Here is a 24,616-nt window from a genome sequence, read left to right on the forward strand (position 1 = left end):
TTTAGAATCATAAAACTGTATTTGGGGGACAAAATGACGACAGCAACCAGCCTGAACGAACTGCAGCAGCAAATCCGCGATCGCTACGATAACCTGAGTAAGAGGCTGCAGCAGGTCTCCCGCTATGTGCTGGATAACACGAACAGCGTGGCCTTTGATACGGTCGCCGTCATTGCTGAACGCGCCGATGTTCCACCGTCGACGTTGATCCGCTTTGCTAACGCGTTTGACTTCACCGGCTTCAACGAAATGAAACAGCTGTTTCGAATGAACCTGGTTGAAGAGACCGCCAGCTACAGCGACCGCGCGCGAATGTTCCGCGAAATGGAGAGCGAAGCCGTCCCGGAAACGCCGCTGGATATCCTGCAGGAGTTTGCGCGTTCCAATGCGCAGGCACTTCAGCAGCTGGCCGCCCGTGCCGAACCGGAAATGCTCGAACGCGCGGTACAGCTACTGGCTGAAGCCGATACCATCTACATTGCTGGCCTGCGCCGTTCTTTTAGCGTAGCAGCCTATCTGACCTACGCCCTGAGCCATCTGGAGTGCCGCCCTGTTCTGCTCGACGGGATGGGCGGAATGCTGCGCGAACAGATCAACCGCATTAAGGCACGCGACATTGTGGTGTCGATTAGCTTCTCGCCGTACGCGGAAGAGACGGTGATGGTCAGCGAAACCGCCGCCAGCGTTGGCGCACGGCAGATTGTGATCACCGACAGCCAGATAAGCCCGCTGGCGACATTTAGCGATCTCTGCTTTGTGGTGAAAGAGGCGCAGGTGGATGCGTTCCGCTCTCAGTCAGCAACGCTATGCCTGGTGCAGTCGCTGGTGGTGGCGCTGGCGTATCAGTTGGGTGGCGGGAAGTGAGGTCATTACATGGTTATCAGACGCTTAAAAAGTAACTGCTGGATATCCTGTCGATGTGCCAGGATCGCATGTGCTGTCACTAACGTTCCGTCTACTGAGTACAAAACCCGGTAGCCTTCAGCGTGGTTAAACTCCCGGTATTTGGCACAGCCAATTTTCAGTAGCTCAGGGCAAATCTGGCACCCCTGCGGGAACTGACCAACGGTACTCTCAAACTGTGTGAGAATATCTGCGATAACCGGGCGTGGCTCAACATCAATACGGCGCAGGAAACCCGTTATTGTGTCGAGGCAGTGCTTTACCGTAAGCGTGTACTCAAAGGTCACCCGCTGTTCCATGAAAGTCCCTTAACGTTAAGCACTCTGCATTAATCCGCAAGCCCATCCAGCAACTGGTCTTTGGAGAACACGCGCCCTTCCGCTTTATCTTTTTCTGACAGGGTAAGAAGCTTCAGCAAAGCAATGGCATTTTCCCGTTCCTGCTGCTGGTCATAGGATTCTATAACATAAGCAGGTACACCATTTTGTGTAACCAGGATGGGTTCTGACAGATCGAGCGTTGCCGCGTTCTTTTTAACGTAGCTGATTGTCTCTACTTTCATGATGCGTCCACCTGATGGTCATGCCTTAGTTTTAATATAGACCATATTTAGACCACCAACAATAGCCGATTGACGTTTCCTAAGGTCAGCATCGCCGTAGATAAAAAAACCCTCTGTAATAACAGAGGGTTTTGTTCACTGACTAACGGGGGAAACTTATTCCCACTCAGCTATCAATGATGAGATAAAATATAAATAAATCAATACACTGAAAGTAATTACTTAGCAGATACCACGAAAAACACCACCTACAGTTGCATTCAGACAACACTCACTTCTGCGACAGCTAACGGTGCTTGCCGACCAGCCTCAACAAGCAGCACTACGATCACTTCTACACTCCTGACCTACACAGATTGCGGCTCAATAGTCATATCATGTAAGATTGCCCGCAACCTTACAAACCTTCACGCGGTTTGACGATCTGGCATAGCTTTCAATCAGCACCATGGATCACTTTTAGTAGATCGGCGCGAACATTTTACGAGGAATAGAATGTCTGAAATTGCAATTGAGGTTTCTGATGTGCAGGTTTTGGAGCAATTAGAATTACTTGGCAAGGATTCCGATGGTTTTTCTTCTGAGCACCAAGGAATAGATGGTGTCCAGCTTTTCACTGCGGTGATGACGCTGGGACCATTGGTAATTACCGGCATTGTCAAAGTTGTACTAGCACAGATTGCCGCGAAGAAGCATGTACGGGTACTTGTTGATGGTATTGAGATCCATGGTGTTAGCGAAAAAACCCTTATGGATATCCTCAAGAGTAATGTCGTCAACAAACCCCACAATTAGCCGATGAAGAAAACCTCGTCGATTGACCGACTCATCACTGCTACGCGCCTAAACATTGGAGCAAGAGTGAACGAGACGCTATACGAAACTACAATCCTGCGCCTGAAGTCGATTGCAGAACAGTTAGGTTTACCTCTCGATATCAAAATCGTGTACTCATCGACGCGAAGGGTAGAACACGTTACTGTGTCAGGAGTGTCTTGGTTAATTTATGACCAGTACATCGGTCAGACGATGAATATGCTGAACAGGCTTTTCATAGAGTCGGAGGATGCGCACCCATCGCTTGTCTATTTTCACAAAGTGTTGGCAGAGAGACTTATTGATGTTGGGCAGTTAGCTAACGCATTACATTGTGCGTCGGTATACCACTCCTCGCGTGAAGTTCTAGATCCTAGACACTCAGACGAGACTTGGCGCAACTTGCTGACACGGACCCATGAGCGATTCTTGCTTTACCACGAACTTGGGCATCGTGTTTTCTCAAAGCCCACACTCTTACCAGTTATGCGTGAGCACGTACAATTCCTCATTCAGCACCAAGTTCAAGTGAAAAAAAAACCGCTGAATGAATCGCTTGAGTCGTTCCGCGATAGACCTTCTGCAGCCCTGCATCATCAAGATTTCGATGCTGCAATTCGTGATATCAGATTGGGACTAGAATCTGAGGAGGGTCAGCGCTTTAGACAAGCACAACTTTCCTCGCTAGCTAAATCACAAACTGAAGAGGAGGTATTTTGTGACATCTTCGCCTCAGATTTTGTATTGGCTGAAGGTCTCATAGACGGTGAAGACCCTATACGAATACTGCGTGCGATCTATGTTGGGTTTTATCACCTACAGGCTCTGGAGTATTTGAAACGATTCCCCTCCCTTTCGAGCACCTACACTGATTGGCAGACCGACAATATGCCACACATTCAATCACGTGGTCATTGTCTGCGCGCACATCTGATATTCCTTTACCAGACAGAGTTACGAGTCAAACAGCATCTTGACGAGGCCTTAGTCACCGATAAAGTTAGTGCTTTTGAAGTTCAATTGATGGAGGATCAGAAACGTCATTACGATGTCATATACGATAGCGCGCAGCGACTGTGCGAGAGCTTACGGGTCAATGACTGGCTCTCGGTACTGGGTGAAGAGGCGATGAAGACACTACATGATGGGTTGAACTATCCAGAATCAGTTCCCTCAAGGTTACCTGATGATCATGACTTAAGGACGATCATTCTGATTTTGACGGGCTGGCTTCCATGAGTGCTTGTACCTAGGTTGATATTGCTTCGCGGCCTACCTCGCCATAACTAAGCATCAGAGCTGAGGACAGTTGCCATCGGTTCCAAACGCATAACGGTCAATCAAGGTTTTGCCCCGAGTGTTCGGATGGGCCATTAGCACTAGTCTCACATTCGCACTGTGTAAATTGACGCCCCTTTCTCCGCCGCCACTAACATTATTCGACTTTGGCACAATACACTAGCGAAGCCCTAATAAACGTCACACAGAGACAAGCATTTGGCCATCCTACAACCGAAAATGCTACCAGAATCTTAATAGATCAATCACATATTATCGGTCTTGGCAATATGGTCCTCTGTGAAGTACCATAAAAAACGCCATTGATGATGTGAACAAAATCATCGATGGCATAGAGTAATTATTTATAATCAATTAGTTACGAAATAACTCATTCCCACTCGATGATCAGTGCCGCCTTAAAACACTGTAAAATCAACAGAATAGCATTATCTTTGCATGTCGATACCACACAAAATACCATGGTAAGAAAACCTGGGAGCTGTACTGATCGTATCGCCCGACGCAAAACGCTTTTAGACTGACAACTTGCACTCCACAAGGGACATTCGTCCAAAAGCGGTTATTCAAAGAAGTCAACGCCCCTGGTAGGATCTTCCGCTTGCCTCCACCAGACTTACATCATCACGAAGCAATGTCACCATCTCTTCATGATGTGCTGTTATCTGCTGATCGTCCCAGCTTGTATTTCGAGTGATTTCCGCCATTCTCTTGAGCTTGGGACTTTGAAGTTCAATCGTATCCTTGAAGTTTTCGGCCTTCGCTCTGGGAAGGCTATTGCTGAATTTTGAGTTCGCGCTGACGCTTACGAGCGCGAGGTTGCCAAGCAGGTTAAGGCTAGAACCTGAAACAGCCGCGCCCGACTGTTCTTTGTCCGGATGCTGTGGATAAAAGTGCTCAATGGAAGTTCTGAACTGAAATTTGAAATCTCGTTTTGAGGAATCACTCAACAGAAGATAGTCGAGGTATGAAAAGACGATACGGCTGATACCAAACCCTTGTGGTTGCTGATCTTCCTCAAAGGGGAATGTCTCTTTAACCTTGCTGCGGGCATACCCCTTCAACAAATCGGCAAGATCCGCATGTTTCGCGTCTTGAGGGGCTTTAACGGATAGCCAGCGAAGAACTTTGGTAATCCAGTGCATCGTTCGCGGAGAAGTGTAGGTAATCCGAAGCATGGACTGAAGCAACAATACATCTCGGGTATGTGGGTCAGCACCGCCGTCCTCCTCTAAGTTTCCATTGCTGGCCGAGAAAACATGGATGTACGTCGGGGTTGGCTTCTTGTCCGTGCCGCCTTTCTTCAATCGCTGGAGAGACCAATCGCCATTGTCACCGTTGTTCACCGTGAATTGACGCTTCAAGATGAAGCCATCGAAGAGGTTGCGGCACTTGAGAAGCATGAATGCAAAACTACGCACCCAATCGGCTTTAGCATCGGGTGCATTATTTACGGCGTCGTCAAATGACTTGATGAGGCGCTTGTCGTCAAGCTGGCCTTCGTCTTCGACCTCATCGCCTTTTATAATTCTTAGAACGTGTAGCAGAAAGGCCGGAAACTCAATAGTCGAACGAAACCGCTCGTTGCCCTCGTCTTCAGTGGAATTTGACTCGATCTCTTTAGCGTATTTTGACAACGCCTCATCCAAGGACAACGATCCCCCTTCGGAGGATTGCCTTGATGAATTGGTGCCGGATTGCGGACTACTTTCCATTAGCGACGCGAAGCTGGTCACCTCCAGCCAGGACCATTCATCGCCAAATACTTTGTTTCGCAAACTGGTGTCACCACGGGTCAGAGACATCTGGACATAAGAATCCATGTCAGCACAGGCATCCCAAACCCACGCGAAGCATTCGCGTTCATATTGATTGGGCAGCCTGCTCATCAGGCGAGCCTTAACAATATCAACCTGCTTAAGTTGCTGCCCACGAGTGTTCATGATCTCGAAGTAGCGATTGAGGTCGGTATTGGGTGGCAGCGAGGCACGGACGACAGTCACCTTCGTTAGCAAAAAATCGGAGAATTTTTCGCGTGAGCGATTAAGGGCTTCATTTTGTTTGAAGAACTGATTGATGATGCTGTAGCCTTCATGGATGCCAGCATCTGCATTACTCGTGGAGCCCTGCGGTCGGACGTGCTCCTTAGCCGCCTCCTGTGCTACTCGCCGCAGGGCTTCCGTTGCCCGTGCGCGCGACTCATATTGCAAGTGGCCTGCATGACCAACCGACGGCTTCTCACCCTCACCATCTTGCTCCAAGAAGGTCAGAAGCAGATAGAGGGTTGTAAGTCGTTGTTGTCCATCTATGACCTCGAACTCGTCCTCTCCACCCCGCTTGATTACAACAAGGTTCCCAAGAAAATAGTCGTCCTGGTCCCCAACTACCGAGTCTTGAATATCGCTGATAAGTTGCTCAATCTGTTCGGCCCGCCAAGCATAGTTCCGTTGATAAACAGGAATCAGATAATTGTCCGTGAATAGCTTGCCTACTGTTAACAGTTCGGGTTTCAACTCCTTCTTGCTCATTGCAGCCCCTTGATAAAAGCAACGAGTTCCTTTTCGTGGTTATCGTTGTATGGCTGACTTGCTATTGGAAGTTTGCGGACAACACTTCCAGTCATCGCGTTGCGTAGCAAAACAAAAGGTGATTTATTTGCATCGTTTTTACCTCGCGCTCGGTTGTCAGCAGATACAAATTGCACACGAAGTAACTCGACCCGCAAGGCATATGCCCATGCGAATAACCTATTTCGCACTTCATCCACATCTTCATCGCCAAACTTGTTTGTATAGCAAAGCAGCGCGGCAATGAACAATTCGTACACGTAGCGGTAGCGACTTTGAGATGGGCCAAAGTTTTTGAAACCTCTGTCGATAACCTCTTTCTCCAGTATCTTCAATTCGCCAAGCATGAATGTCACCATATCGAAAAATGAGCGCCCAGCGATTATGGGGGCATCAAGCTGAAAGCGGCTGCGCCCAGCATTTCGTGCATCATGTGTAGAGGACACCGCCCATGCACTTAGAAGTGGCATAGCGGCTTGTGCTGCAAGGTGATATCGCAGATTTGGCGAAAATGGTCTGTGGGATCGTGATGAAATGCCCTTGAACATGCCGATGTCCCGAATAGTAAACTCGAGCGAGCTCTCGCCTCGTGACCACTTGGATATCCGGTATAAAAAAGTAGAAAAAAGCCTGTCCAGATCCTCATCTTTTACGGCTTCCCAAGCCTCAACGACAGCCACTTTCATAGCAGCGGACTCATCGTGCATTTCGCGCAGGTGGTGTGCTTTGAGCAAGTCGTGAGGGGCAAGCGGTTTGCCGCGATAGTTCTGGGAATCAAAGACACGAAATGCCTCATCAATATCGTCCGTCACAATACGCACCAACTGACATTTGTGACAGATAAAATCCAAAAAATCTTTTTTATCTTCCAACTGCGACAGGTGCCTTTGAAGCGCCATCCAAACCAGGGAGACAGGGGTTTCGCTGTTACCAGACACCGAAATCTGATGATTTATCGGATCTAAGGCCGCAAGAATCATTCGCAAAGTCAGCAGACGTTGCTGTCCGTCGACTACATTGAGAGACTCACCATCATCGTGAAGAATGATTGCACCCAAAACATAGGGAATATCTTTTCGTTCGGTATCTCGAAGAGCTTCGCTGAGATCATCCACCAGTTGTAGAGCGGTCGATACTTCCCAACTGTATGGTCGTTGATAGTTCGGTATCCGAAGGCCTTGCTTGAGTAGTTCATCAACGGTGACTGCACTAACACCGTCCTCTCCTTTAATCGCCATTGCTATGTCCCGTCATTGAAGCTTTTCTATTTTCTCAGCGTATTTTCCGAAACTTTATTCACCCATATTGAGACTTCAATTCCGAACGGCGGCTGTCTTGTTCACAATTTCGATCACGAAGTACTCCTCTGGCGCATATTTAACGATCTGGAGGCTTGGGTCGAGAGAGCGGTTATGACCAAAAGCGGGCATCGATGGCATCAGCACAGCGCTGCACCCGGTTGTCAATACCATGGCATTTGCTGATACGGTCACATGGTATTTGCTATATCTTCGATTCAGCGTCGGCCTTATACCATGAAAAATGCCATTGATAATGCAGTCAATATCATCAATGGCACTCACTAAATCAAATAAAAAAATAGGTTAAATAATAGCCTCACTCCCACTCGATCGTAGCCGGTGGCTTACCGCTGATGTCATAAACGACACGGGAAATGCCGTTAACTTCGTTGATGATGCGGTTGGACACACGTCCCAGGAAGTCGTACGGCAGGTGCGCCCAGTGCGCGGTCATAAAGTCGATGGTTTCTACCGCACGCAGGGAGACAACCCAGTCGTATTTGCGGCCATCGCCCATTACGCCAACGGAGCGAACCGGCAGGAACACGGTAAACGCCTGGCTCACTTTGTTGTACAGGTCGGCTTTGTGCAGCTCTTCGATGAAGATAGCGTCCGCGCGACGCAGCAGGTCGCAGTACTCTTTCTTCACTTCGCCCAGCACGCGCACGCCAAGACCCGGGCCCGGGAACGGGTGACGGTAGAGCATGTCGTACGGCAGACCCAGCTCCAGACCAATCTTACGCACTTCGTCTTTGAACAGCTCACGCAGTGGTTCAACCAGGCCCATCTTCATCTCTTTCGGCAGGCCGCCCACGTTGTGGTGAGATTTGATGACGTGTGCTTTACCGGTTGCGGATGCCGCAGATTCGATAACGTCCGGGTAGATAGTCCCCTGCGCCAGCCACTTCACGTCTTCCAGCTTCAGCGCTTCTTCGTCGAACACTTCCACGAACACGCGACCAATGATTTTACGTTTGGCTTCCGGGTCATTTTCACCCGCCAGCGCATCCAGGAAACGCTTCTCGCCTTCCACGTGAACGATGTTCAGACCGAAGTGGTCACCGAACATGTCCATCACCTGCTGCGCTTCATTCAGGCGCAGCAGACCGTTATCCACGAAGACGCAGGTCAGGTTTTTGCCGATAGCACGATGCAGCAGCATTGCGGTGACGGAGGAGTCAACGCCGCCGGACAGGCCGAGGATCACTTTGTCATCGCCAACCTGCTGACGGATACGCTCAATGGCGTCGTCGATGATTTTTGCTGGCGTCCACAGCGCTTCGCACTGGCAGATGTCACGCACGAAGCGCTCCAGCATGCGCATGCCCTGACGGGTGTGGGTCACTTCCGGGTGGAACTGCACGCCGTAGAAGCGTTTTTCTTCGTTCGCCATAATTGCGAACGGGCAGCTTTCGGTGCTGGCAACGGTCACGAAATCAGACGGGATAGCGGTCACTTTATCGCCGTGGCTCATCCACACGTCCAGCAGCGGTTTGCCTTCTGCGGTCAGGGAGTCTTCAATACCGCGCACCAGCGCGCTATCGGTAACCACTTCAACCTGCGCATAGCCGAACTCACGCTCGTTAGAACCTTCTACGTGGCCGCCCAGCTGCATTGCCATCGTCTGCATGCCGTAGCAAACGCCGAATACCGGCACGCCTGCTTCGAACACGTACTGCGGTGCGCGCGGGCTGTTGTCTTCAGTGGTGCTTTCCGGGCCGCCGGAAAGGATGATGCCGCTTGGATTGAATTCGCGGATCTGTGCTTCCGTAACATCCCACGCCCACAGCTCACAGTAAACGCCCAGTTCACGCACGCGACGCGCTACCAGCTGAGTGTACTGAGAACCGAAGTCCAGGATGAGAATGCGATGTTTATGAATGTTTTCCGTCATTGACGCTAATTCCGAGGCAAGTGAAACAGATTAAATAAATCGCCCGACGCGAAGTCGGGCGAAGAAAATCAGGAGCCCAGACGGTAGTTCGGGGACTCTTTGGTGATCGTCACGTCGTGAACGTGGCTTTCCTGGATACCCGCACCGCTGATACGTACGAATTCCGCTTTAGTACGCAGCAGGTCGATGGTACCACAGCCGGTCAGACCCATACAGGAACGCAGGCCGCCCATCTGCTGGTGAATGATCTCTTTCAGACGGCCTTTATAGGCAACGCGACCTTCGATACCTTCCGGTACCAGTTTGTCCGCTGCGTTGTCGGTCTGGAAGTAACGGTCAGAGGAACCTTTGGACATCGCGCCCAGGGAGCCCATGCCACGGTAAGATTTGTAAGAACGCCCCTGATACAGCTCGATTTCACCCGGAGATTCTTCAGTACCGGCCAGCATGGAGCCAACCATCACTGCAGCCGCACCGGCCGCAATGGCTTTAGCGATGTCACCAGAGAAACGAATACCGCCGTCAGCGATAACCGGGATCCCGGTACCTTCCAGTGCTTCAACCGCGTCAGACACGGCGGTGATCTGTGGAACGCCCACACCGGTGACGATACGGGTAGTACAGATGGAGCCAGGGCCGATACCCACCTTCACCGCGCTGCAACCCGCGTCAGCCAGGGCGCGAGCGCCTGCACCAGTCGCGACGTTACCGCCGATGATCTGCAGATTAGGGTATTTCGCACGGGTGTCACGAATACGTTGCAGAACGCCTTCGGAGTGGCCGTGGGAGGAGTCAATCAGCAGTACGTCAACGCCAGCAGCAACCAGCGCGTCAACACGCTCTTCATTGCCCGCACCAGCACCCACCGCAGCGCCCACGCGCAGACGGCCATGCTCGTCTTTACAGGCGTTAGGTTTACGTTCTGCTTTCTGGAAATCTTTAACGGTGATCATGCCGCGCAGGTGGAAGTTTGCATCCACAACCAGCGCTTTCTCAACGCGTTTTTCGTGCATCTTCGCGAACACAACGTCACGGGATTCGCCTTCACGAACGGTCACCAGACGCTCTTTCGGCGTCATGTAAACGCTGACAGGCTGGTTCAGGTCGGTGACGAAACGCACGTCACGGCCGGTGATAATACCGACCAGTTCGTTAGCTTCAGTCACGACCGGGTAACCGGCAAAACCGTTACGTTCGGTCAGGGCTTTCACTTCGTGCAGGGTTGTGGTTGGCAGAACGGTCTGTGGGTCAGACACGATCCCGGATTCATGTTTCTTCACGCGGCGAACTTCTTCCGCCTGACGCTCAATAGACATGTTTTTGTGAATAAAGCCAATGCCACCTTCCTGTGCCAGGGCGATTGCCAGGCGCGCTTCAGTCACGGTGTCCATTGCCGCAGAGAGCATAGGAATGTTCAGGCGAATGGTTTTGGTCAACTGCGTGCTGAGATCGGCAGTATTCGGCAGAACGGTGGAGTGAGCGGGAACAAGGAGGACGTCGTCAAACGTCAGGGCTTCTTTAGCGATACGTAGCATGGGCAATATCTCTGACCTGGGTGGTTAAATATTGCCGTGGCATTATACAGAGCGTAACCGATTGCATCCACACTTTTTTATAAAAAAAACTTGCACTCCCCTCTCAGCAGGTTACTATCGACTGAATAACTTGCTGATTTAGAATTTGATCCCGCTCACATGTTATCCTCTCAAACCCCCTCAATTTTTACTGTTAGCCGCCTTAATCAAACGGTTCGTTTACTGCTTGAGCAGGAAATGGGGCAAGTCTGGATCAGCGGTGAAATCTCTAACTTCACGCAGCCGTCATCCGGCCACTGGTACTTTACGCTCAAAGACGATACCGCTCAGGTACGCTGTGCAATGTTCCGCAACAGTAACCGCCGCGTGACGTTTCGTCCTCAGCATGGCCAGCAAGTTCTGGTTCGCGCCAATATCACCCTGTATGAACCGCGCGGTGAGTACCAAATCATCGTCGAAAGCATGCAGCCTGCGGGTGAAGGTCTGTTGCAGCAAAAATACGAACAGCTGAAAGCAAAGCTCTCGGAAGAGGGTTTATTCGATCAACAGTTCAAAAAACCGCTGCCCTCACCTGCCCACTGCGTTGGGGTGATCACCTCAAAAACCGGTGCAGCCCTGCACGATATTTTGCATGTGCTCAAGCGTCGTGACCCTTCCCTGCCCGTTATCATCTACCCGACCGCCGTGCAGGGTGACGACGCGCCAGGGCAGATTGTCCACGCGATTGAACTGGCGAATGCGCGTCAGGAGTGCGACGTGTTAATCGTTGGGCGTGGCGGTGGTTCGCTGGAAGATTTGTGGAGCTTTAACGACGAGCGCGTGGCGCGGGCTATTTTCGCCAGCCTTATCCCCGTTGTAAGCGCCGTGGGGCACGAAACGGATGTCACCATCGCCGACTTTGTCGCAGATTTACGCGCCCCTACGCCATCTGCAGCGGCGGAAGTGGTGAGCCGTAATCAGCTGGAGCTGCTGCGTCAGCTTCAGAACGGCCAGCAGCGTCTGGAGATGGCGATGGACTATTTCCTTGCCAACCGTACCCGTCGCTTTACCCAGCTTCATCATCGCCTGCAACAACAACATCCTCAGTTACGCCTGGCGCGACAGCAAACCGTGCTGGATCGCCTGCGTCAGCGAATGAACACCGCACTGGATAATCAGCTCAGGCGTGCAGTGTCGCGCCAGCAGCGCATCATCCAGCGTTTGAACCAGCAAAACCCACAGCCGAAGATTTACCGGGCGCAAACGCGTATTCAACAGCTGGAGTATCGTCTGGCAGAGAACCTGCGAACCCGTCTGAGTCGCTCCCGCGAGCGTTTCGGTAATGCGGTGACCCATCTGGAAGCCGTCAGTCCTCTCTCCACGCTGGCACGCGGATACAGCGTGACCACCGCGACGGATGGCAAAGTGCTGAAGCAAACTAAGCAGGTGAAAGCCGGTGATATGCTCACCACCCGCCTGTCAGACGGCTGGGTGGAAAGCGAAGTGAAAGGTGTGACCGCAGCGAAGAAAACGCGGAAGAAAAAACCGGATTAAACCGGCACAAACTCCACGCGCTTTTTAGAGATCAACCCGTGGCCATTCTGACAGAAGTAATCCACCGCACCACAGGCTTTTAATACCTGGAGAGGCTTATGGCACTCCGGGCAGCGGGCTTCCAGCTGAATATCTTTATTGCAGTTATCGCAGTGCGCCACACCGTTTTGTGGCTCCAGTTCGGCATGACACTCCGGGCAGGTAATGGACATGGTGACTCCTTTAAAAGACATTCAAGTTTGAGTGGATTTTACCACGATGCGCTCAGTGTGGACCACGCAACTGTTGCTGTAGAGTCAACAACAGTTCGACTTCCTCAAGCCTGCGCTGTGTCGTACGGCTCACCTCTTGCGGATCGCGTTCAAACAAACTGTACTCACCCAGAATATGCTCAGCCAGACAGTGTTCGTAAATCGTGCCGGGAATGTGCCAGTGCTGAATATCATCGCCATCAATACGCTCCAGCACATCTTCTGCGCCGCGCCGATCGTGGCTGATAATCCGCCCGTCACGCAAATACAGCCGCAGCCCTTTTTGCCCACCGGCGGGGCCTGCATATTTGTTGAGCCAGATATCCACCGGCACGCCGCTAATGTGCCCCTGAAGATGCGCCTCACCTTCAGCCGTGGTCAGATCGCCTTTTATAATATCGCGTCCCAGCCGATCTTTGGCCGTTACCACCCGTAACGCCATTTCATCACGCCCGCCCAGATAACGTACCGTTTCACGCAGCATCGCCAGCACATGAGTCCCGATATCCAGAATAACGCCATCGGGGTGATGCAGTGTACGCGTGTCCGGTTCACCGGTAGCAAAGTTGAGCGCAATGGGTTCCCCTGCGGGGTTATAGCCGCTCGGCTCCTGCAGAAAACCTTCAATTCTGACGACATCAGAAAACGTACTGACCAGCGCCTGCTTCACCGTTTCGAGACGCGCCATCCAGTGATCGAGCGCCAGCACGCGGGACGCGACGCCGGGCAGTTCCAGCAATGATTTGAGTTTTTCAATCTGGGGAAGCGTGGCGACAATCGGTTTTTCGACCACAATACGCGACACGGGTGAGGCAATTGCCTGCTCAAGCACCTCAAGATGGTTCAGGGAGGCGGTGGTAATAAACAGAGTATCAAGAGGTTGGGAGAGCAGTTCAGCGAGTGATGCACAACGGGTTACACCTTCAGGCTGTTTGACGGGCTGAACATCAAAACCTGAACAGCGCGGAGATTCATCAAAGAGATTTCGTATTGCGGGCAGGTAAGCCGTTTCAACCACTGCACCAAGACCAACAAACCCTAACAGCATGTTCTTACCTCGTTGAGTAAATTGCCGGGGCGTAACGCCTGCCCCGGCAACCTCGAGGTGTTATCAGGCGCTAGTAGCCGGTTTAGTCTGCACATTTTCCAGCATACGACGAACCGGAACAATGAGGACGATCAGTACCGCGGCACAGATAACCAGTGCAATGGAGCAGCGAGCGAAGAGATCCGGCAGCATATCAAGCTGGTCTGCCTTCACGTGACCACCAATCAGACCCGCCGCCAGGTTACCCAGCGCACTCGCACAGAACCACAGCCCCATCATCTGCCCACGCATTCTTTCCGGAGCCAGCAGCGTCATGGTCGCCAGACCAATCGGGCTCAGGCACAGCTCGCCAAGCGTCAGCATCAGGATGCTGCCCACCAGCCAGAACGGAGAAACGCCTGCGCCACCGTTGTTCAGCACGTTCTGCGCCGCCAGCATCATCAGGCCAAAGCCCGCCGCAGCGCAGAGAATACCGATAACAAACTTGGTGATGCTGCCCGGACGAATGTCCATGCTGGCAAGCTTCGGCCATGCCCAGCTAAACACCGGTGCCAGCAGGATAATGAACAACGCGTTGACCGACTGGAACCACACGGCCGGAATTTCAAAACCACCGATCATGCGATTAGTGTAGTCGTTAGCGAACAGGTTAAATGACGTTGGCTTTTGCTCAAACGCAGACCAGAAGAACGCAGCGGAAACCAGCAGGATAAAGCAGACCAGCAGTCTGGCACGCTCTTTACGGGTCAGGCCGGCAAAGACGAACAGATAAACAAAGTAGAGGGCAACGGACACCGCGATCACGTACACCAGCATGCTGGCAATCGCGACCGGCCTAATCACAATCACGCCCTGTGCAATCAGCGTAACGATAACCGCAACACCTGCTGCCAGCGCCAGCAGCCAGGTTCCCACGCCATTGCGCTTCACCACCGGGCTGTTCCAGGTGGAATCCAGACCGACTTCGCTGTCATAGCGTTTCATCGCCGGAACGGCAAACACGCGGAAGATGATCAACGCCACCAGCATCCCGATGCCGCCGATACCAAAGCCCCAGTGCCAGCCGTGGGATTTAATCAACCAGCCGGAGATAAGCGGCGCGATGAACGATCCCATGTTGATGCCCATGTAGAACAGCGAGAAACCGCCGTCACGACGCGCATCACCTTTTTTATACAACGTCCCGACCATGACCGAGATACAGGTCTTGAACAGGCCGGAGCCAATCACAATAAACATCAGGCCGATAAAGAACAGGTTGTCACCCATAATGGCCGAGAGCGCAATCGACAAATGACCGAGTGCGATCAGAATCGAACCGTACCAGACGGCTCTCTGCTGACCCAGCCAGTTATCCGCCAGCCAGCCACCCGGCAGTGCAGCCAGGTACATGGTACCGGCAAAGATCCCGACAATCGCCGAGGCATTTTCACGCGCCAGCCCCATCCCGCCGTCATAAACGGTGGCAGCCATAAACAGGATCAGCAGCGGGCGAATGCCGTAAAACGAGAAACGCTCCCACATCTCAGTGAAGAACAACGAGCCAAGCGGATACGGATGGCCGAAGAACGTTCGGCTTTCTTTTTGATTAACAGAGGATTGCATAATTCTCCCGAAAAGGTATGTCGTCGTGCTGGTAAGCACCGCAATGTACGCCGGCCAGTTACGTATCTGGCCGATTTTTTACAGGCGGCGAAAAATTATTTAACTATTTGATAACCTGGCACCAGTTTTGTCTAGTACCCAACCCTGGACTTTAAGATGAAAATTCGACAATTGTCTACTTTCTTAGATTTAAACATGGTTAAAAATGAATAGCGATTGACATCACACCGGGAAAACGGGCGGTAAGAATGAGCGAAAAAAAACCCGCGACAGGCGCGGGTTTTAGTGAGATCGGCAGTGCTTATTTGCTTTTCTTAATGTGTTTAATCAAACGCTTACGCTTACGCATCTGGTTTGGCGTCAGAGTGTTACGCTTGTTAGCAAACGGGTTATCCCCTTCCTTGAACTGGATACGGATAGGTGTGCCCATCACGTCCAGCGATTTACGGAAGTAGTTCATCAGATAGCGTTTATAAGAGTCCGGCAGGTCTTTCACCTGATTACCGTGGATCACCACAATCGGTGGGTTATAACCACCGGCGTGGGCATATTTCAGCTTCACGCGACGGCCACGCACCAGCGGTGGCTGATGGTCTTCTGCTGCCATATTCATGATACGGGTCAGCATCGCGGTGCTCTGACGACGGGTGGAGCTGTCATACGCTTCACGTACGGAATCGAACAGGTTACCCACACCACTACCGTGCAGTGCAGAGATAAAGTGCACACGAGCAAAGTCGATAAAGCCCAGACGGAAGTCCAGGGTCTCTTTCACCTGCTCTCTCACTTCATTGCTCAGGCCATCCCATTTGTTGACCACGATAACCAGTGAGCGCCCACTATTGAGGATAAAGCCGAGCAGCGACAGATCCTGATCGGAAATACCTTCACGTGCGTCGATAACCAGCAACACTACGTTGGCATCTTCAATCGCCTGCAGCGTTTTGATTACGGAGAATTTTTCTACCACATCGGTGATTTTTCCGCGCTTACGCACACCCGCGGTGTCGATGAGTACATACTCACGCTCATCGCGCTCCATCGGGATGTAGATGCTGTCACGGGTGGTGCCAGGCATATCGTATACAACGACACGTTCTTCACCGAGAATGCGGTTAGTAAGCGTAGACTTACCTACGTTTGGACGGCCCACAATCGCCAGTTTAATTGGCAGATCCTGCGGGTTGAATGCCTCTTCAGGCTCTTCTTCTTCGCCTTCTTCACCGTCTTCGAACTGCGCCCAGTATTCAGCGTCTTCGTCCACTTCTTCCGGCGGGTTCACTTCGTCAACCCACGGCAGCAGAACGGTTTCGAGCAGGCTGGTCACACCACGACCATGAGATGCCGCGATAGGATAGATATCGCCCAGGCCTAAAGACCAGAAATCAGCAACCGCCTGATCGGCATCGATGCCGTCAGTTTTGTTCGCCACCAGGAAGGTTGGCTTTTCACGTGAGCGCAGATGTTTAGCAATCGCGGAGTCCGCTGGCATCAGGCCCGCACGGGCATCCACCATAAACAGAACCACGTCTGCTTCTTCAATCGCCAGCAGAGACTGCTCCGCCATGCGGGTCTCAACGCCATCTTCTGTCCCGTCAATACCGCCGGTATCGATACAGATGAACTCGCGTCCTTCCACCTCTGCACGACCGTACTTACGGTCACGCGTCAGCCCCGGGAAATCCGCAACCAGCGCATCACGGGTGCGTGTTAAACGGTTAAAAAGAGTGGATTTTCCAACGTTAGGGCGCCCGACAAGCGCGACCACAGGTACCATGTTTGAAGCCTCATAAAATTCAAAATCACGTCGCTTTCGCGGCGTTTTTAAAAATGTCAAAACGGCTCCTGAGTGAACAGGAGCCGTTTAGTATACTACAACAGCCGGGTAATTAGCGCGTGATCGCGTACAGCGTGCCGTCTTTTGCCTGGATCAGCAGCTTACCATCCGCTACAACCGGCTCCGTCAGGAAGCCTGAGCTGTCGACTTTTTGCTGAGCAGTGAAGCGACCCGTTTCCGGATCAACCCAGTGCATGTAACCTTCGCTATCACCTACCACCAGGCTACCGTTGTACATGACCGGCGCGGTCAGCAGACGGTGCAGCAGATCGCTCTGCGTCCACAGCGTTACGCCGCCTTCGGTGTTCAGCGCCAGCAGGCGGTCGTTCTGATCAACCATATAGATACGGTTGCCATCAACGACGAAATCATTCACTGAGCCCAACTCACGTTTCCACATGATCTGGCCACTGCGCAGATCCAGCGCGGTCAGGTTACCGTTATACGCCAGAGCGTAAACCACACCGTTAACGATAACTGGCGTTGTGTCGACGTCACTCAGGCGGTCAATTTCGGTTGTACCGGTCGCCTGGGAGATACGTTGCTGCCAAATCATCTGACCTTGTTGCATCAACACTGCGCTCACACGACCGTTGTCGCCGCCAACAATGGCAGCACCAAACGCGGTAGCCGGCGCGGATTCACCGCGCAAGGAGAGCGCAGGTATATCCAGGTTAACGGTCCATTTCACCAGACCATCTGCTTCGTTCAGCGCCTGCAGCTGGCCGTTGCTGGTGTGAATCAGAACCAGGCCATCGCTCACTACCGGACGAGACAGAGATTCACCAGCAACCGTCGTTTGCCAGGCCACAGAACCATCACTGGTGTTCAGTGCATAGACCTGTGCCTTTTCGCTTCCCACATACACATGACCACCGGCAACGGTCAGGCCGCCAGAGAGCAGCGCAGGTTTACGGGAGAACCAGCCATCTTTTTCCGCCAGGTTAACGGACCATACTTCCTTCCCGTCATCAGCGTTAACCGCTTTCACGGTGCCTTTGCGGTCAGCCGCATAGACAACGCTGTCAGCAAATGCCGGATGCAGGTTGGAATAGAACTCACCAATTCCATCCCCCACGGAGGTACTCCACGCGGTTGACGGGGTAAACTGGTTTTCAACAGTCGGCAGCGGGGACATTTTGACAACATCTTCTTCGCCACTGAACAGTGAACAGCCACTCAATAACGTAACAGAAAGCAGTCCTGGCAGAAGTAATTTACGCAATTGCATCGGGTCCCTCTCAGACGGACAAATTATTTATTTTCATCTGCATCATTTCGCTCAGCGCAGGTGAAGCCTTGCTCTCTACGCCAGCTTGCCACGCTTTACGCGCACCTTCTTTGTCACCTTTGCTCAGCAGCGCTTCACCACGGAGATCGGCAACAATGGCTGCAAAGCCTTCGCCTTTGATGGTATCGAGCGTTTTCAGCGCATCATCGGCCTTTTTCAGCTGAACCTGGATACGTGCCAGGCGCAGATTAATAACCGCTTTCAGGTTTTCATCGCTGGCAGCCGTAAGCCCCTGCGACAGCTGTGCCGCCGCTTTTTCCAGCTCGTTCTTATCAACAAATTGCTGCGCAACTTCCAGTGCGGCCAGCGCACCATAAGTGTTTTTATTGTCAGCCGCAAATTTCTCTGCTGCCGTCAACGTCTGTGGCGCGTCGGCACGAATAGCGCTGACGGTATTTTCATACGCCAGAGACGCGCCGCGCGCAGAATCGGCCTGATGATTATTCCAGTAACGCCAGCCTACCAGCGCACCTACACCTAAAATAACCCCAACAACCAGAGCCTTGCCATTTTCAGCAAAGAAGCGTTTTATCGCATCAACCTGGTCGTGTTCGTTCTCGTAAATTTCCACGCAGTCCTTCTCCTTAGAAAGTCAAAGAGCGCAAGTGCGCCGCAACGCCGTCCTGCGTTACCGTTGTTTGCTCACCAGAGCGCAGGTCTTTCACTACCACTTCGCCGTTAGCCACTTCGGACTCACCCAGCACCAGTGCAATACTTGCGCCCCACTTATCGGCACGAGCAAACTGTTTTTTGAAGTTGCCGCCGCCGTGGTTGGTCATCAGCTTAGCGTCTGGTAGTGCGTCACGCACGCGTTCTGCAAGCTGCATCGCCGCAGACTGCGTATCCGCACCTGAAGCCACCAGGTATATATCGACAACGGAATCTGCTTTAAATTCCGGATTAACTGCCTGAACCAGCAAAACAAGTCGCTCAAGACCCATCGCAAAGCCGACAGCCGGAGCTGCACGACCACCAAGCTGTTCAACCAGGCCATCATAACGACCACCCGCACAAACCGTCCCCTGAGAACCCAGGCTTGAGGTTACCCACTCGAACACAGTACGGTTGTAGTAGTCCAGACCGCGCACCAGGCGCTGGTTCACGGTATAGGCAATGCCCGCAGCTTCAAGCAGTTTGCACAGACCCGTAAAGTGTTCACGAGACTCGTCATCCAGGTAGTCACCCAGCGCAGGAGCATCATTCAGCAGCGCCTGTACGTCAGGGTTTTTGGAATCAAGAACGCGCAGCGGGTTGCTGTACATACGGCGTTTGCAGTCTTCGTCCAGCTTCTCTTTGTGCTGTTCCAGGAACGCGACCAGCGCATCACGGTAGTTAGCACGCGCTTCCAGCGAACCAATAGAGTTCAGTTCCAGCGAAACGTGCTCAGAGATCCCCAGCGCACGCCACCAGCGAGCCGTCAGCATAATCAGCTCGGCGTCAATGTCCGGGCCTTGCAGACCAAAGACTTCCACGCCCAGTTGGTTGAACTGGCGATAACGCCCTTTCTGCGGACGTTCGTGGCGGAACATCGGACCGATATACCACAGGCGCTGCTCCTGATTGTACAGGAGACCATGTTCGATGCCGGCGCGTACGCAGCCCGCCGTACCTTCCGGACGCAGAGTCAGGCTGTCGCCGTTGCGGTCCTCAAAGGTATACATCTCTTTTTCAACCACGTCGGTCACTTCGCCGATCGCGCGTTTGAATAACGGGGTCTGCTCTACAATCGGCAAACGGATTTCGCTGTAACCGTAGCTGCCGAGCACCTGTTTCAGTGTGCCTTCAATGCGCTGCCAGATGGCGGTTTCGCCAGGCAGATAATCGTTCATGCCGCGGATGGCTTGAATGTTTTTTGCCACGTTTATTCTCTTTCTATATACAAAAAAAACCCAAAGAATGGGTTCAATCATACATGGGAAGCGAGCGGCTTCCCATCACGTTATTTTTCAACCTGCTGAACGCTGATACGCTGCGCTTCATCCAACATCGTCGCTTTGGCGCGAATGCGGGCTTCAAGCTGGTCGATCATGTCACTATTATCCAGACGATCTCTGCGAACGCCATCTTCATAGAGACCACTTTTCTTGTTGCCGCCGGTGACGCCCAGCGTTGACACCAGTGCTTCACCCGGGCCGTTCACCACACAACCAATAATGGAGACGTCCATTGGGGTGATGATGTCTTCCAGGCGTTGCTCCAGAGCATTCACGGTACCGATCACGTCAAACTCCTGACGTGAACAGGTTGGGCAGGCAATGAAGTTGATCCCACGCGCACGGATACGCAGTGATTTCAGAATATCGAAACCAACTTTGATCTCTTCAACTGGATCGGCTGCCAGCGAAACACGCAGGGTGTCGCCGATCCCTTCGGAAAGCAGCAAACCAAGACCGATTGCCGATTTAACGGAACCGCTACGCAGGCCGCCAGCTTCGGTGATCCCAAGATGCAGAGGCTGATCGATCTGCTTTGCCAGCAGACGATAAGACTCTACCGCCAGGAATACATCGGACGCTTTTACGCTAACTTTGAACTGTTCGAAGTTAAGACGATCCAGGTGATCAACATGGCGCATAGCGGATTCGAGCAGTGCCTGTGGTGTTGGCTCACCGTATTTTTCCTGCAGATCTTTTTCCAGAGAACCGGCATTCACGCCGATACGAATTGGAATGTTTTTGTCGCGCGCGCAATCCACAACCGTACGGATACGCTCTTCGCTACCGATGTTGCCCGGGTTGATGCGCAGGCAATCCACGCCATACTCGGCCACTTTCAGTGCAATGCGGTAGTCAAAGTGGATATCTGCAACCAGCGGGACGTTCACCTGCTGCTTGATCAGTTTGAACGCCTCAGCGGCATCCATTGTCGGCACAGAGACGCGGACAATATCCGCACCTACACGCTCTAATGCTTTGATTTGGTTGACCGTTGCTTCCACATCCGTGGTGCGCGTGTTGGTCATTGACTGAACGGCGATAGGTGCCCCATCGCCGATTGGCACATTCCCAACGTAAATCCGTTTCGATTTTCTACGTTGAATCGGAGCCTGGTTATGCATGAAAAATCTCCCGCGTTGCCCGTCTGTTACTGTGCTGCTGATTGTTCGGCATTAACGGTAAGACGCGCAACCTGGTTAGTTCTGATAAAGCGGCTCAGATCGACAGGTTTGCCCTGGTACTGGATCTGTACCGCTGAAGGAGCGCCAATCTTGAGCTTATACGGAGCCTGACCCGTCAGGTTTAACGTGCCATCTTTACGCTGTAAGCCGCTGAAAAGTTTTTTACCGGTTGCATCAGTCACTTCCAGCCAACAGTCGGCGCTGAAGTTCATCACCAGCGCGTTTGGATCGGCTGCAGGAGTCATCGTGCCAGCCTGGCCAGTAGGCAGTGACGCTGCGGTGTTATTCGCTGGCGCAGTAGCGGCAGGAGCCGCATCCACATTAGCCTGAGAAGGGGCAACAACTGCGTTTTGATCCTGAGCCTGAGGTGCTTGCGTGTCCGCCGTTGCCGCTGGCGTCTGCGCAGCGTCGGTTGCAGGAACATCCGTTGCCGCCGTTTGCGGTTCGCTGGAGCTTGCCGCGCCGTCAGTGCTGAGCGGTACACTTTGCGCATTACCATTGCCGGCCTGGTTAAGCTCAGCGGAGGACTGATCGGCCATTGTGGTGATCTCTTCCTGCTGCGCTTTGTGGTTTTGCCACCACCATGCCCCCGTCAGACCGATAACCACAAACAGCACCAGCCAGGTAAAGCTCATCAGCCAACCATCACGTTTTTTACGACGTTTCCCCAGAGAGAAGGTCTGCATCGGCGCAACTTTTGCTGCACGTACAGGTGCCTGCTTCTCCATCATTGGCAGTAATTCGTTTTCGGGGATATGCACCAGTTTTGCGTAAGAGCGGATATAACCACGCAAGAATGTTGAAGCCAGATCGGCAGGTGCCTTATCTTCTTCAATATCGCGAACCGTGGAAACCTTCAGACACAAGCGTTCTGCAACGGCTTGTTGGCTGAGTCCGAGTTGTTCACGGGCGTTGCGAAGACGAACGCCAGTGGAGAGTGCTTCATGTTGGTCGTGAGTGGCTTCAGTATTCATTCGCTACAACTACTGGTACGTGAAAAATAAGGGTCCAGGTGCCGGTGAGTCACAATGCCACCCGCACCGCGAAACTTCTGGTCAGTTAACCTTGAACAGACAGTATAAGACTGTCAGCCCGTAGATGACAGTGCAGCCCTGCCCACGAAGCTAAACTGTTGTTACGACGTTACATACTGCCCGAAAGTCGTATGAAACGCACCGTAATTATTATTCAGTCATCATTAATATGACTGAATATTCAGTAAGCTTATGCGTCACGGCGCAGAAAATGCGCCGTGAGTGCATAATAATCAAACAGATTTGACCGCAATCGTCTCGCCCTGCATGCGTTTACGCAGAGTACGTTTGGTACGGTCAATCACCTCGCCTGCCAGCTGGCCGCATGCCGCATCAATATCATCGCCACGGGTTTTACGCACGATAGTCGTAAAACCATACTCCATCAGCACTTTGGAGAAGCGGTCGATACGACTGTTCGAGCTACGGCCATACGGCGCGCCCGGGAACGGGTTCCACGGAATCAGGTTGATTTTGCATGGCGTATCTTTCAGCAACTCAGCCAACTGATGCGCATGCTCAGTACCGTCGTTCACGTGATCCAGCATCACATATTCGATAGTCACACGACCCTGGTTCGCATTGGATTTCTCCAGGTAACGACGCACAGCCGCGAGGAAGGTTTCGATATTGTACTTTTTGTTGATCGGTACAATTTCATCACGGATTTCGTCGTTCGGTGCATGCAGGGAGATTGCCAGCGCCACGTCAATCATGTCGCCCAGTTTATCCAGCGCAGGCACAACGCCTGAGGTAGACAGCGTCACGCGACGTTTGGACAGACCAAAACCGAAGTCGTCGAGCATGATTTCCATTGCCGGAACCACGTTAGTCAGGTTCAGCAGCGGCTCTCCCATCCCCATCATCACCACGTTGGTGATTGGGCGGGTGCCGGTCACTTTTGCTGCACCCACGATTTTCGCGGCGCGCCATACCTGGCCGATGATTTCAGACACGCGCAGGTTACGGTTAAAACCTTGCTGAGCGGTAGAACAGAATTTGCACTCCAGCGCACAACCCACCTGGGATGACACGCACAGCGTGGCACGGTCTTCTTCCGGAATGTAGACGGTTTCAACGCGCTGATCGCCAACGGCAATCGCCCATTTGATGGTGCCATCTGAAGAGCGCTGCTCTTCCACCACTTCCGGCGCACGGATTTCCGCCACTTCTTTGAGCTTATTACGCAACACTTTGTTGATGTCAGTCATGTCATCAAAGTTGTCGCTGCAATAGTGGTACATCCATTTCATGACCTGATCGGCACGAAACGGCTTCTCGCCCATCTCTTTAAAGAACTCGCGCATCTGCTGACGGTTCAGATCCAACAGGTTAATTTTTCCATTTTTATTTGGAACCGCAGGAATGACGACTTCGGAGGTATTCACTAATTCAGACATAATTTTTTCCGGCCTCGTTGTTACACGTTATGGCCCGTGGAGGGTTGAAAAGAAACGCCCCGGAAAGCTGTCTGCTCATCCGGGGCGTTGCATTGTACAAAGTCTGGCGCAGGGATGCCACGTTTGCACGCGGCATTTACGAAAATAATATGTAAACGAAACCGTTAAATTAACGGGTACGTGGACATACTTCGCCTTCACCGAAGAAGAAGGCAATTTCGCGAGCAGCAGACTCAACAGAGTCAGAACCGTGGGTACCGTTCTCGGTGAAGCTGTCTGCGTAGTCCGCGCGCAGAGTACCTGCCAGCGCGTTATCCGGGTTGGTTGCACCCAGCAGATCGCGGTGACGCTGTACTGCGTTTTCGCCTTCCAGTACGGATACAACGATCGGGCCTGAGGTCATGAACTCTACCAGGCCGTCAAAGAATGGGCGACCTTCGTGCTCAGCGTAGAAACCGCGCGCCTGCTCAACGGTCAGGTGCAGCATTTTGGTGCCAACAATCTTGAACCCTGCTGATTCAAAACGAGCAAAGATGCTGCCAATAACGTTTTTTGCCACCGCGTTTGGTTTGATGATGGAAAAAGTACGTTCAATAGCCATGATAACCTCTGTCAAATGTTC

The 24,616-nt window shown here is 52.4% G+C and carries 21 protein-coding genes; 4 read left to right on the forward strand and 17 right to left on the reverse strand.

Annotation, left to right across the window (positions count from 1 at the left end; genetic code table 11):
• Positions 1-33 precede the first annotated feature (33 nt).
• A complete protein-coding gene (locus ACJ9N4_RS07305) occupies positions 34-864 on the forward strand; it encodes a MurR/RpiR family transcriptional regulator (RefSeq protein WP_182272269.1) in 831 nt (276 codons plus the stop codon).
• A gap of 5 nt (positions 865-869) precedes the next feature.
• On the opposite strand, the gene ACJ9N4_RS07310 is transcribed toward ACJ9N4_RS07305, so the two are convergent.
• Together ACJ9N4_RS07310 and ACJ9N4_RS07315 are read right to left on the reverse strand one after the other, a co-directional pair.
• Positions 870-1,202 (reverse strand): type II toxin-antitoxin system RelE/ParE family toxin, encoded by a 333-nt coding sequence (locus tag ACJ9N4_RS07310; RefSeq protein ID WP_411500366.1) that lies wholly within the window; start codon positions 1,200-1,202, stop codon positions 870-872.
• A 29-nt stretch (positions 1,203-1,231) separates the two neighbouring features.
• Positions 1,232-1,465, reverse strand: coding sequence for a type II toxin-antitoxin system Phd/YefM family antitoxin (locus ACJ9N4_RS07315; RefSeq protein WP_004853132.1), 234 nt, complete (start codon positions 1,463-1,465; stop codon positions 1,232-1,234).
• A gap of 495 nt (positions 1,466-1,960) precedes the next feature.
• Between ACJ9N4_RS07315 and ACJ9N4_RS07320 the strand changes: the two genes are divergently transcribed.
• On the forward strand, positions 1,961-2,260 hold the full coding sequence (locus tag ACJ9N4_RS07320) for a hypothetical protein (protein WP_276294358.1): 300 nt from the start codon (positions 1,961-1,963) through the stop codon (positions 2,258-2,260).
• 66 nt (positions 2,261-2,326) lie between these two features.
• Complete coding sequence (locus tag ACJ9N4_RS07325; RefSeq protein ID WP_411500367.1) at positions 2,327-3,520, forward strand: hypothetical protein; 1,194 nt, start codon at positions 2,327-2,329, stop codon at positions 3,518-3,520.
• A gap of 635 nt (positions 3,521-4,155) precedes the next feature.
• On the opposite strand, the gene ACJ9N4_RS07330 is transcribed toward ACJ9N4_RS07325, so the two are convergent.
• The 4 genes from ACJ9N4_RS07330 to guaB all read right to left on the reverse strand — a co-directional run bounded on the left by ACJ9N4_RS07330 (position 4,156) and on the right by guaB (position 10,877).
• Positions 4,156-6,108 (reverse strand): DUF262 domain-containing protein, encoded by a 1,953-nt coding sequence (locus ACJ9N4_RS07330; RefSeq protein WP_411500368.1) that lies wholly within the window; start codon positions 6,106-6,108, stop codon positions 4,156-4,158.
• A complete protein-coding gene (locus tag ACJ9N4_RS07335) occupies positions 6,105-7,385 on the reverse strand; it encodes a DUF262 domain-containing protein (protein ID WP_411500369.1) in 1,281 nt (426 codons plus the stop codon). The genes ACJ9N4_RS07330 and ACJ9N4_RS07335 overlap by 4 nt, the downstream gene beginning before the upstream one ends.
• Positions 7,386-7,764: 379 nt before the next feature.
• Positions 7,765-9,342: a glutamine-hydrolyzing GMP synthase gene (gene guaA, locus ACJ9N4_RS07340; RefSeq protein WP_182918774.1), complete on the reverse strand. Its 1,578-nt coding sequence runs from the start codon at positions 9,340-9,342 to the stop codon at positions 7,765-7,767.
• 68 nt (positions 9,343-9,410) lie between these two features.
• Positions 9,411-10,877 (reverse strand): IMP dehydrogenase, encoded by a 1,467-nt coding sequence (gene guaB / locus ACJ9N4_RS07345; protein ID WP_182272272.1) that lies wholly within the window; start codon positions 10,875-10,877, stop codon positions 9,411-9,413.
• 159 nt (positions 10,878-11,036) lie between these two features.
• On the opposite strand from guaB, the gene xseA reads away from it, so the two are divergent.
• A complete protein-coding gene (gene xseA / locus ACJ9N4_RS07350) occupies positions 11,037-12,410 on the forward strand; it encodes an exodeoxyribonuclease VII large subunit (RefSeq protein WP_411500370.1) in 1,374 nt (457 codons plus the stop codon).
• Here the strand turns inward: xseA and ACJ9N4_RS07355 are convergent.
• From ACJ9N4_RS07355 to ndk, 11 genes are all read right to left on the reverse strand, one after another.
• Positions 12,407-12,622 (reverse strand): zinc ribbon domain-containing protein, encoded by a 216-nt coding sequence (locus ACJ9N4_RS07355; RefSeq protein ID WP_182272274.1) that lies wholly within the window; start codon positions 12,620-12,622, stop codon positions 12,407-12,409. The two genes, xseA and ACJ9N4_RS07355, sit on opposite strands and share 4 nt — an antisense overlap.
• A 52-nt stretch (positions 12,623-12,674) precedes the next feature.
• On the reverse strand, positions 12,675-13,709 hold the full coding sequence (locus ACJ9N4_RS07360) for a Gfo/Idh/MocA family oxidoreductase (RefSeq protein ID WP_411500371.1): 1,035 nt from the start codon (positions 13,707-13,709) through the stop codon (positions 12,675-12,677).
• Between the two features lie 63 nt (positions 13,710-13,772).
• Positions 13,773-15,314 (reverse strand): peptide MFS transporter, encoded by a 1,542-nt coding sequence (locus ACJ9N4_RS07365; protein ID WP_182272276.1) that lies wholly within the window; start codon positions 15,312-15,314, stop codon positions 13,773-13,775.
• A 301-nt stretch (positions 15,315-15,615) separates the two neighbouring features.
• Positions 15,616-17,091 (reverse strand): ribosome biogenesis GTPase Der, encoded by a 1,476-nt coding sequence (der, locus tag ACJ9N4_RS07370; protein WP_182274556.1) that lies wholly within the window; start codon positions 17,089-17,091, stop codon positions 15,616-15,618.
• A 112-nt stretch (positions 17,092-17,203) separates the two neighbouring features.
• Positions 17,204-18,382: an outer membrane protein assembly factor BamB gene (gene bamB / locus ACJ9N4_RS07375; RefSeq protein ID WP_182918777.1), complete on the reverse strand. Its 1,179-nt coding sequence runs from the start codon at positions 18,380-18,382 to the stop codon at positions 17,204-17,206.
• 10 nt (positions 18,383-18,392) lie between these two features.
• Positions 18,393-19,013: a YfgM family protein gene (locus ACJ9N4_RS07380; protein WP_395122326.1), complete on the reverse strand. Its 621-nt coding sequence runs from the start codon at positions 19,011-19,013 to the stop codon at positions 18,393-18,395.
• Between the two features lie 13 nt (positions 19,014-19,026).
• Positions 19,027-20,301, reverse strand: a complete 1,275-nt coding sequence (hisS, locus tag ACJ9N4_RS07385; RefSeq protein ID WP_182272279.1) for a histidine--tRNA ligase — start codon at positions 20,299-20,301, stop codon at positions 19,027-19,029.
• Between the two features lie 80 nt (positions 20,302-20,381).
• Positions 20,382-21,500, reverse strand: coding sequence for a flavodoxin-dependent (E)-4-hydroxy-3-methylbut-2-enyl-diphosphate synthase (ispG, locus tag ACJ9N4_RS07390; protein ID WP_411500372.1), 1,119 nt, complete (start codon positions 21,498-21,500; stop codon positions 20,382-20,384).
• Between the two features lie 26 nt (positions 21,501-21,526).
• Entirely contained in the window at positions 21,527-22,534 is a 1,008-nt protein-coding gene (gene rodZ / locus ACJ9N4_RS07395) for a cytoskeleton protein RodZ (RefSeq protein ID WP_411500373.1), read from the reverse strand.
• Between the two features lie 293 nt (positions 22,535-22,827).
• Positions 22,828-23,994: a bifunctional tRNA (adenosine(37)-C2)-methyltransferase TrmG/ribosomal RNA large subunit methyltransferase RlmN gene (locus ACJ9N4_RS07400; protein ID WP_182272282.1), complete on the reverse strand. Its 1,167-nt coding sequence runs from the start codon at positions 23,992-23,994 to the stop codon at positions 22,828-22,830.
• A 169-nt stretch (positions 23,995-24,163) separates the two neighbouring features.
• Positions 24,164-24,595 carry a nucleoside-diphosphate kinase gene (gene ndk / locus ACJ9N4_RS07405; protein ID WP_182272283.1) on the reverse strand — a complete coding sequence of 144 codons (432 nt, stop codon included), beginning with the start codon at positions 24,593-24,595 and terminating at the stop codon, positions 24,164-24,166.
• Positions 24,596-24,616: the final 21 nt, after the last annotated feature.

Source organism: Enterobacter sp. LM3 (assembly GCF_046622475.1).
GTDB lineage: Bacteria > Pseudomonadota > Gammaproteobacteria > Enterobacterales > Enterobacteriaceae > Enterobacter > Enterobacter cloacae_P.

Coding starts and splice junctions, on each gene's coding strand:
- ACJ9N4_RS07355 (WP_182272274.1), bottom strand. CDS start 12,622: ATGTCCATTACCTGCCCGGAGTGTCATGCCGAACTGGAGCCACAAAAC.
- ACJ9N4_RS07335 (WP_411500369.1), bottom strand. CDS start 7,385: ATGGCGATTAAAGGAGAGGACGGTGTTAGTGCAGTCACCGTTGATGAA.
- rodZ (WP_411500373.1), bottom strand. CDS start 22,534: ATGAATACTGAAGCCACTCACGACCAACATGAAGCACTCTCCACTGGC.
- ACJ9N4_RS07310 (WP_411500366.1), bottom strand. CDS start 1,202: ATGGAACAGCGGGTGACCTTTGAGTACACGCTTACGGTAAAGCACTGC.
- ACJ9N4_RS07360 (WP_411500371.1), bottom strand. CDS start 13,709: ATGCTGTTAGGGTTTGTTGGTCTTGGTGCAGTGGTTGAAACGGCTTAC.
- der (WP_182274556.1), bottom strand. CDS start 17,091: ATGGTACCTGTGGTCGCGCTTGTCGGGCGCCCTAACGTTGGAAAATCC.
- ACJ9N4_RS07305 (WP_182272269.1), top strand. CDS start 34: ATGACGACAGCAACCAGCCTGAACGAACTGCAGCAGCAAATCCGCGAT.
- ACJ9N4_RS07330 (WP_411500368.1), bottom strand. CDS start 6,108: ATGAGCAAGAAGGAGTTGAAACCCGAACTGTTAACAGTAGGCAAGCTA.
- ACJ9N4_RS07365 (WP_182272276.1), bottom strand. CDS start 15,314: ATGCAATCCTCTGTTAATCAAAAAGAAAGCCGAACGTTCTTCGGCCAT.
- ACJ9N4_RS07320 (WP_276294358.1), top strand. CDS start 1,961: ATGTCTGAAATTGCAATTGAGGTTTCTGATGTGCAGGTTTTGGAGCAA.
- ispG (WP_411500372.1), bottom strand. CDS start 21,500: ATGCATAACCAGGCTCCGATTCAACGTAGAAAATCGAAACGGATTTAC.
- ACJ9N4_RS07400 (WP_182272282.1), bottom strand. CDS start 23,994: ATGTCTGAATTAGTGAATACCTCCGAAGTCGTCATTCCTGCGGTTCCA.
- guaB (WP_182272272.1), bottom strand. CDS start 10,877: ATGCTACGTATCGCTAAAGAAGCCCTGACGTTTGACGACGTCCTCCTT.
- ACJ9N4_RS07315 (WP_004853132.1), bottom strand. CDS start 1,465: ATGAAAGTAGAGACAATCAGCTACGTTAAAAAGAACGCGGCAACGCTC.
- bamB (WP_182918777.1), bottom strand. CDS start 18,382: ATGCAATTGCGTAAATTACTTCTGCCAGGACTGCTTTCTGTTACGTTA.
- guaA (WP_182918774.1), bottom strand. CDS start 9,342: ATGACGGAAAACATTCATAAACATCGCATTCTCATCCTGGACTTCGGT.
- xseA (WP_411500370.1), top strand. CDS start 11,037: ATGTTATCCTCTCAAACCCCCTCAATTTTTACTGTTAGCCGCCTTAAT.
- ndk (WP_182272283.1), bottom strand. CDS start 24,595: ATGGCTATTGAACGTACTTTTTCCATCATCAAACCAAACGCGGTGGCA.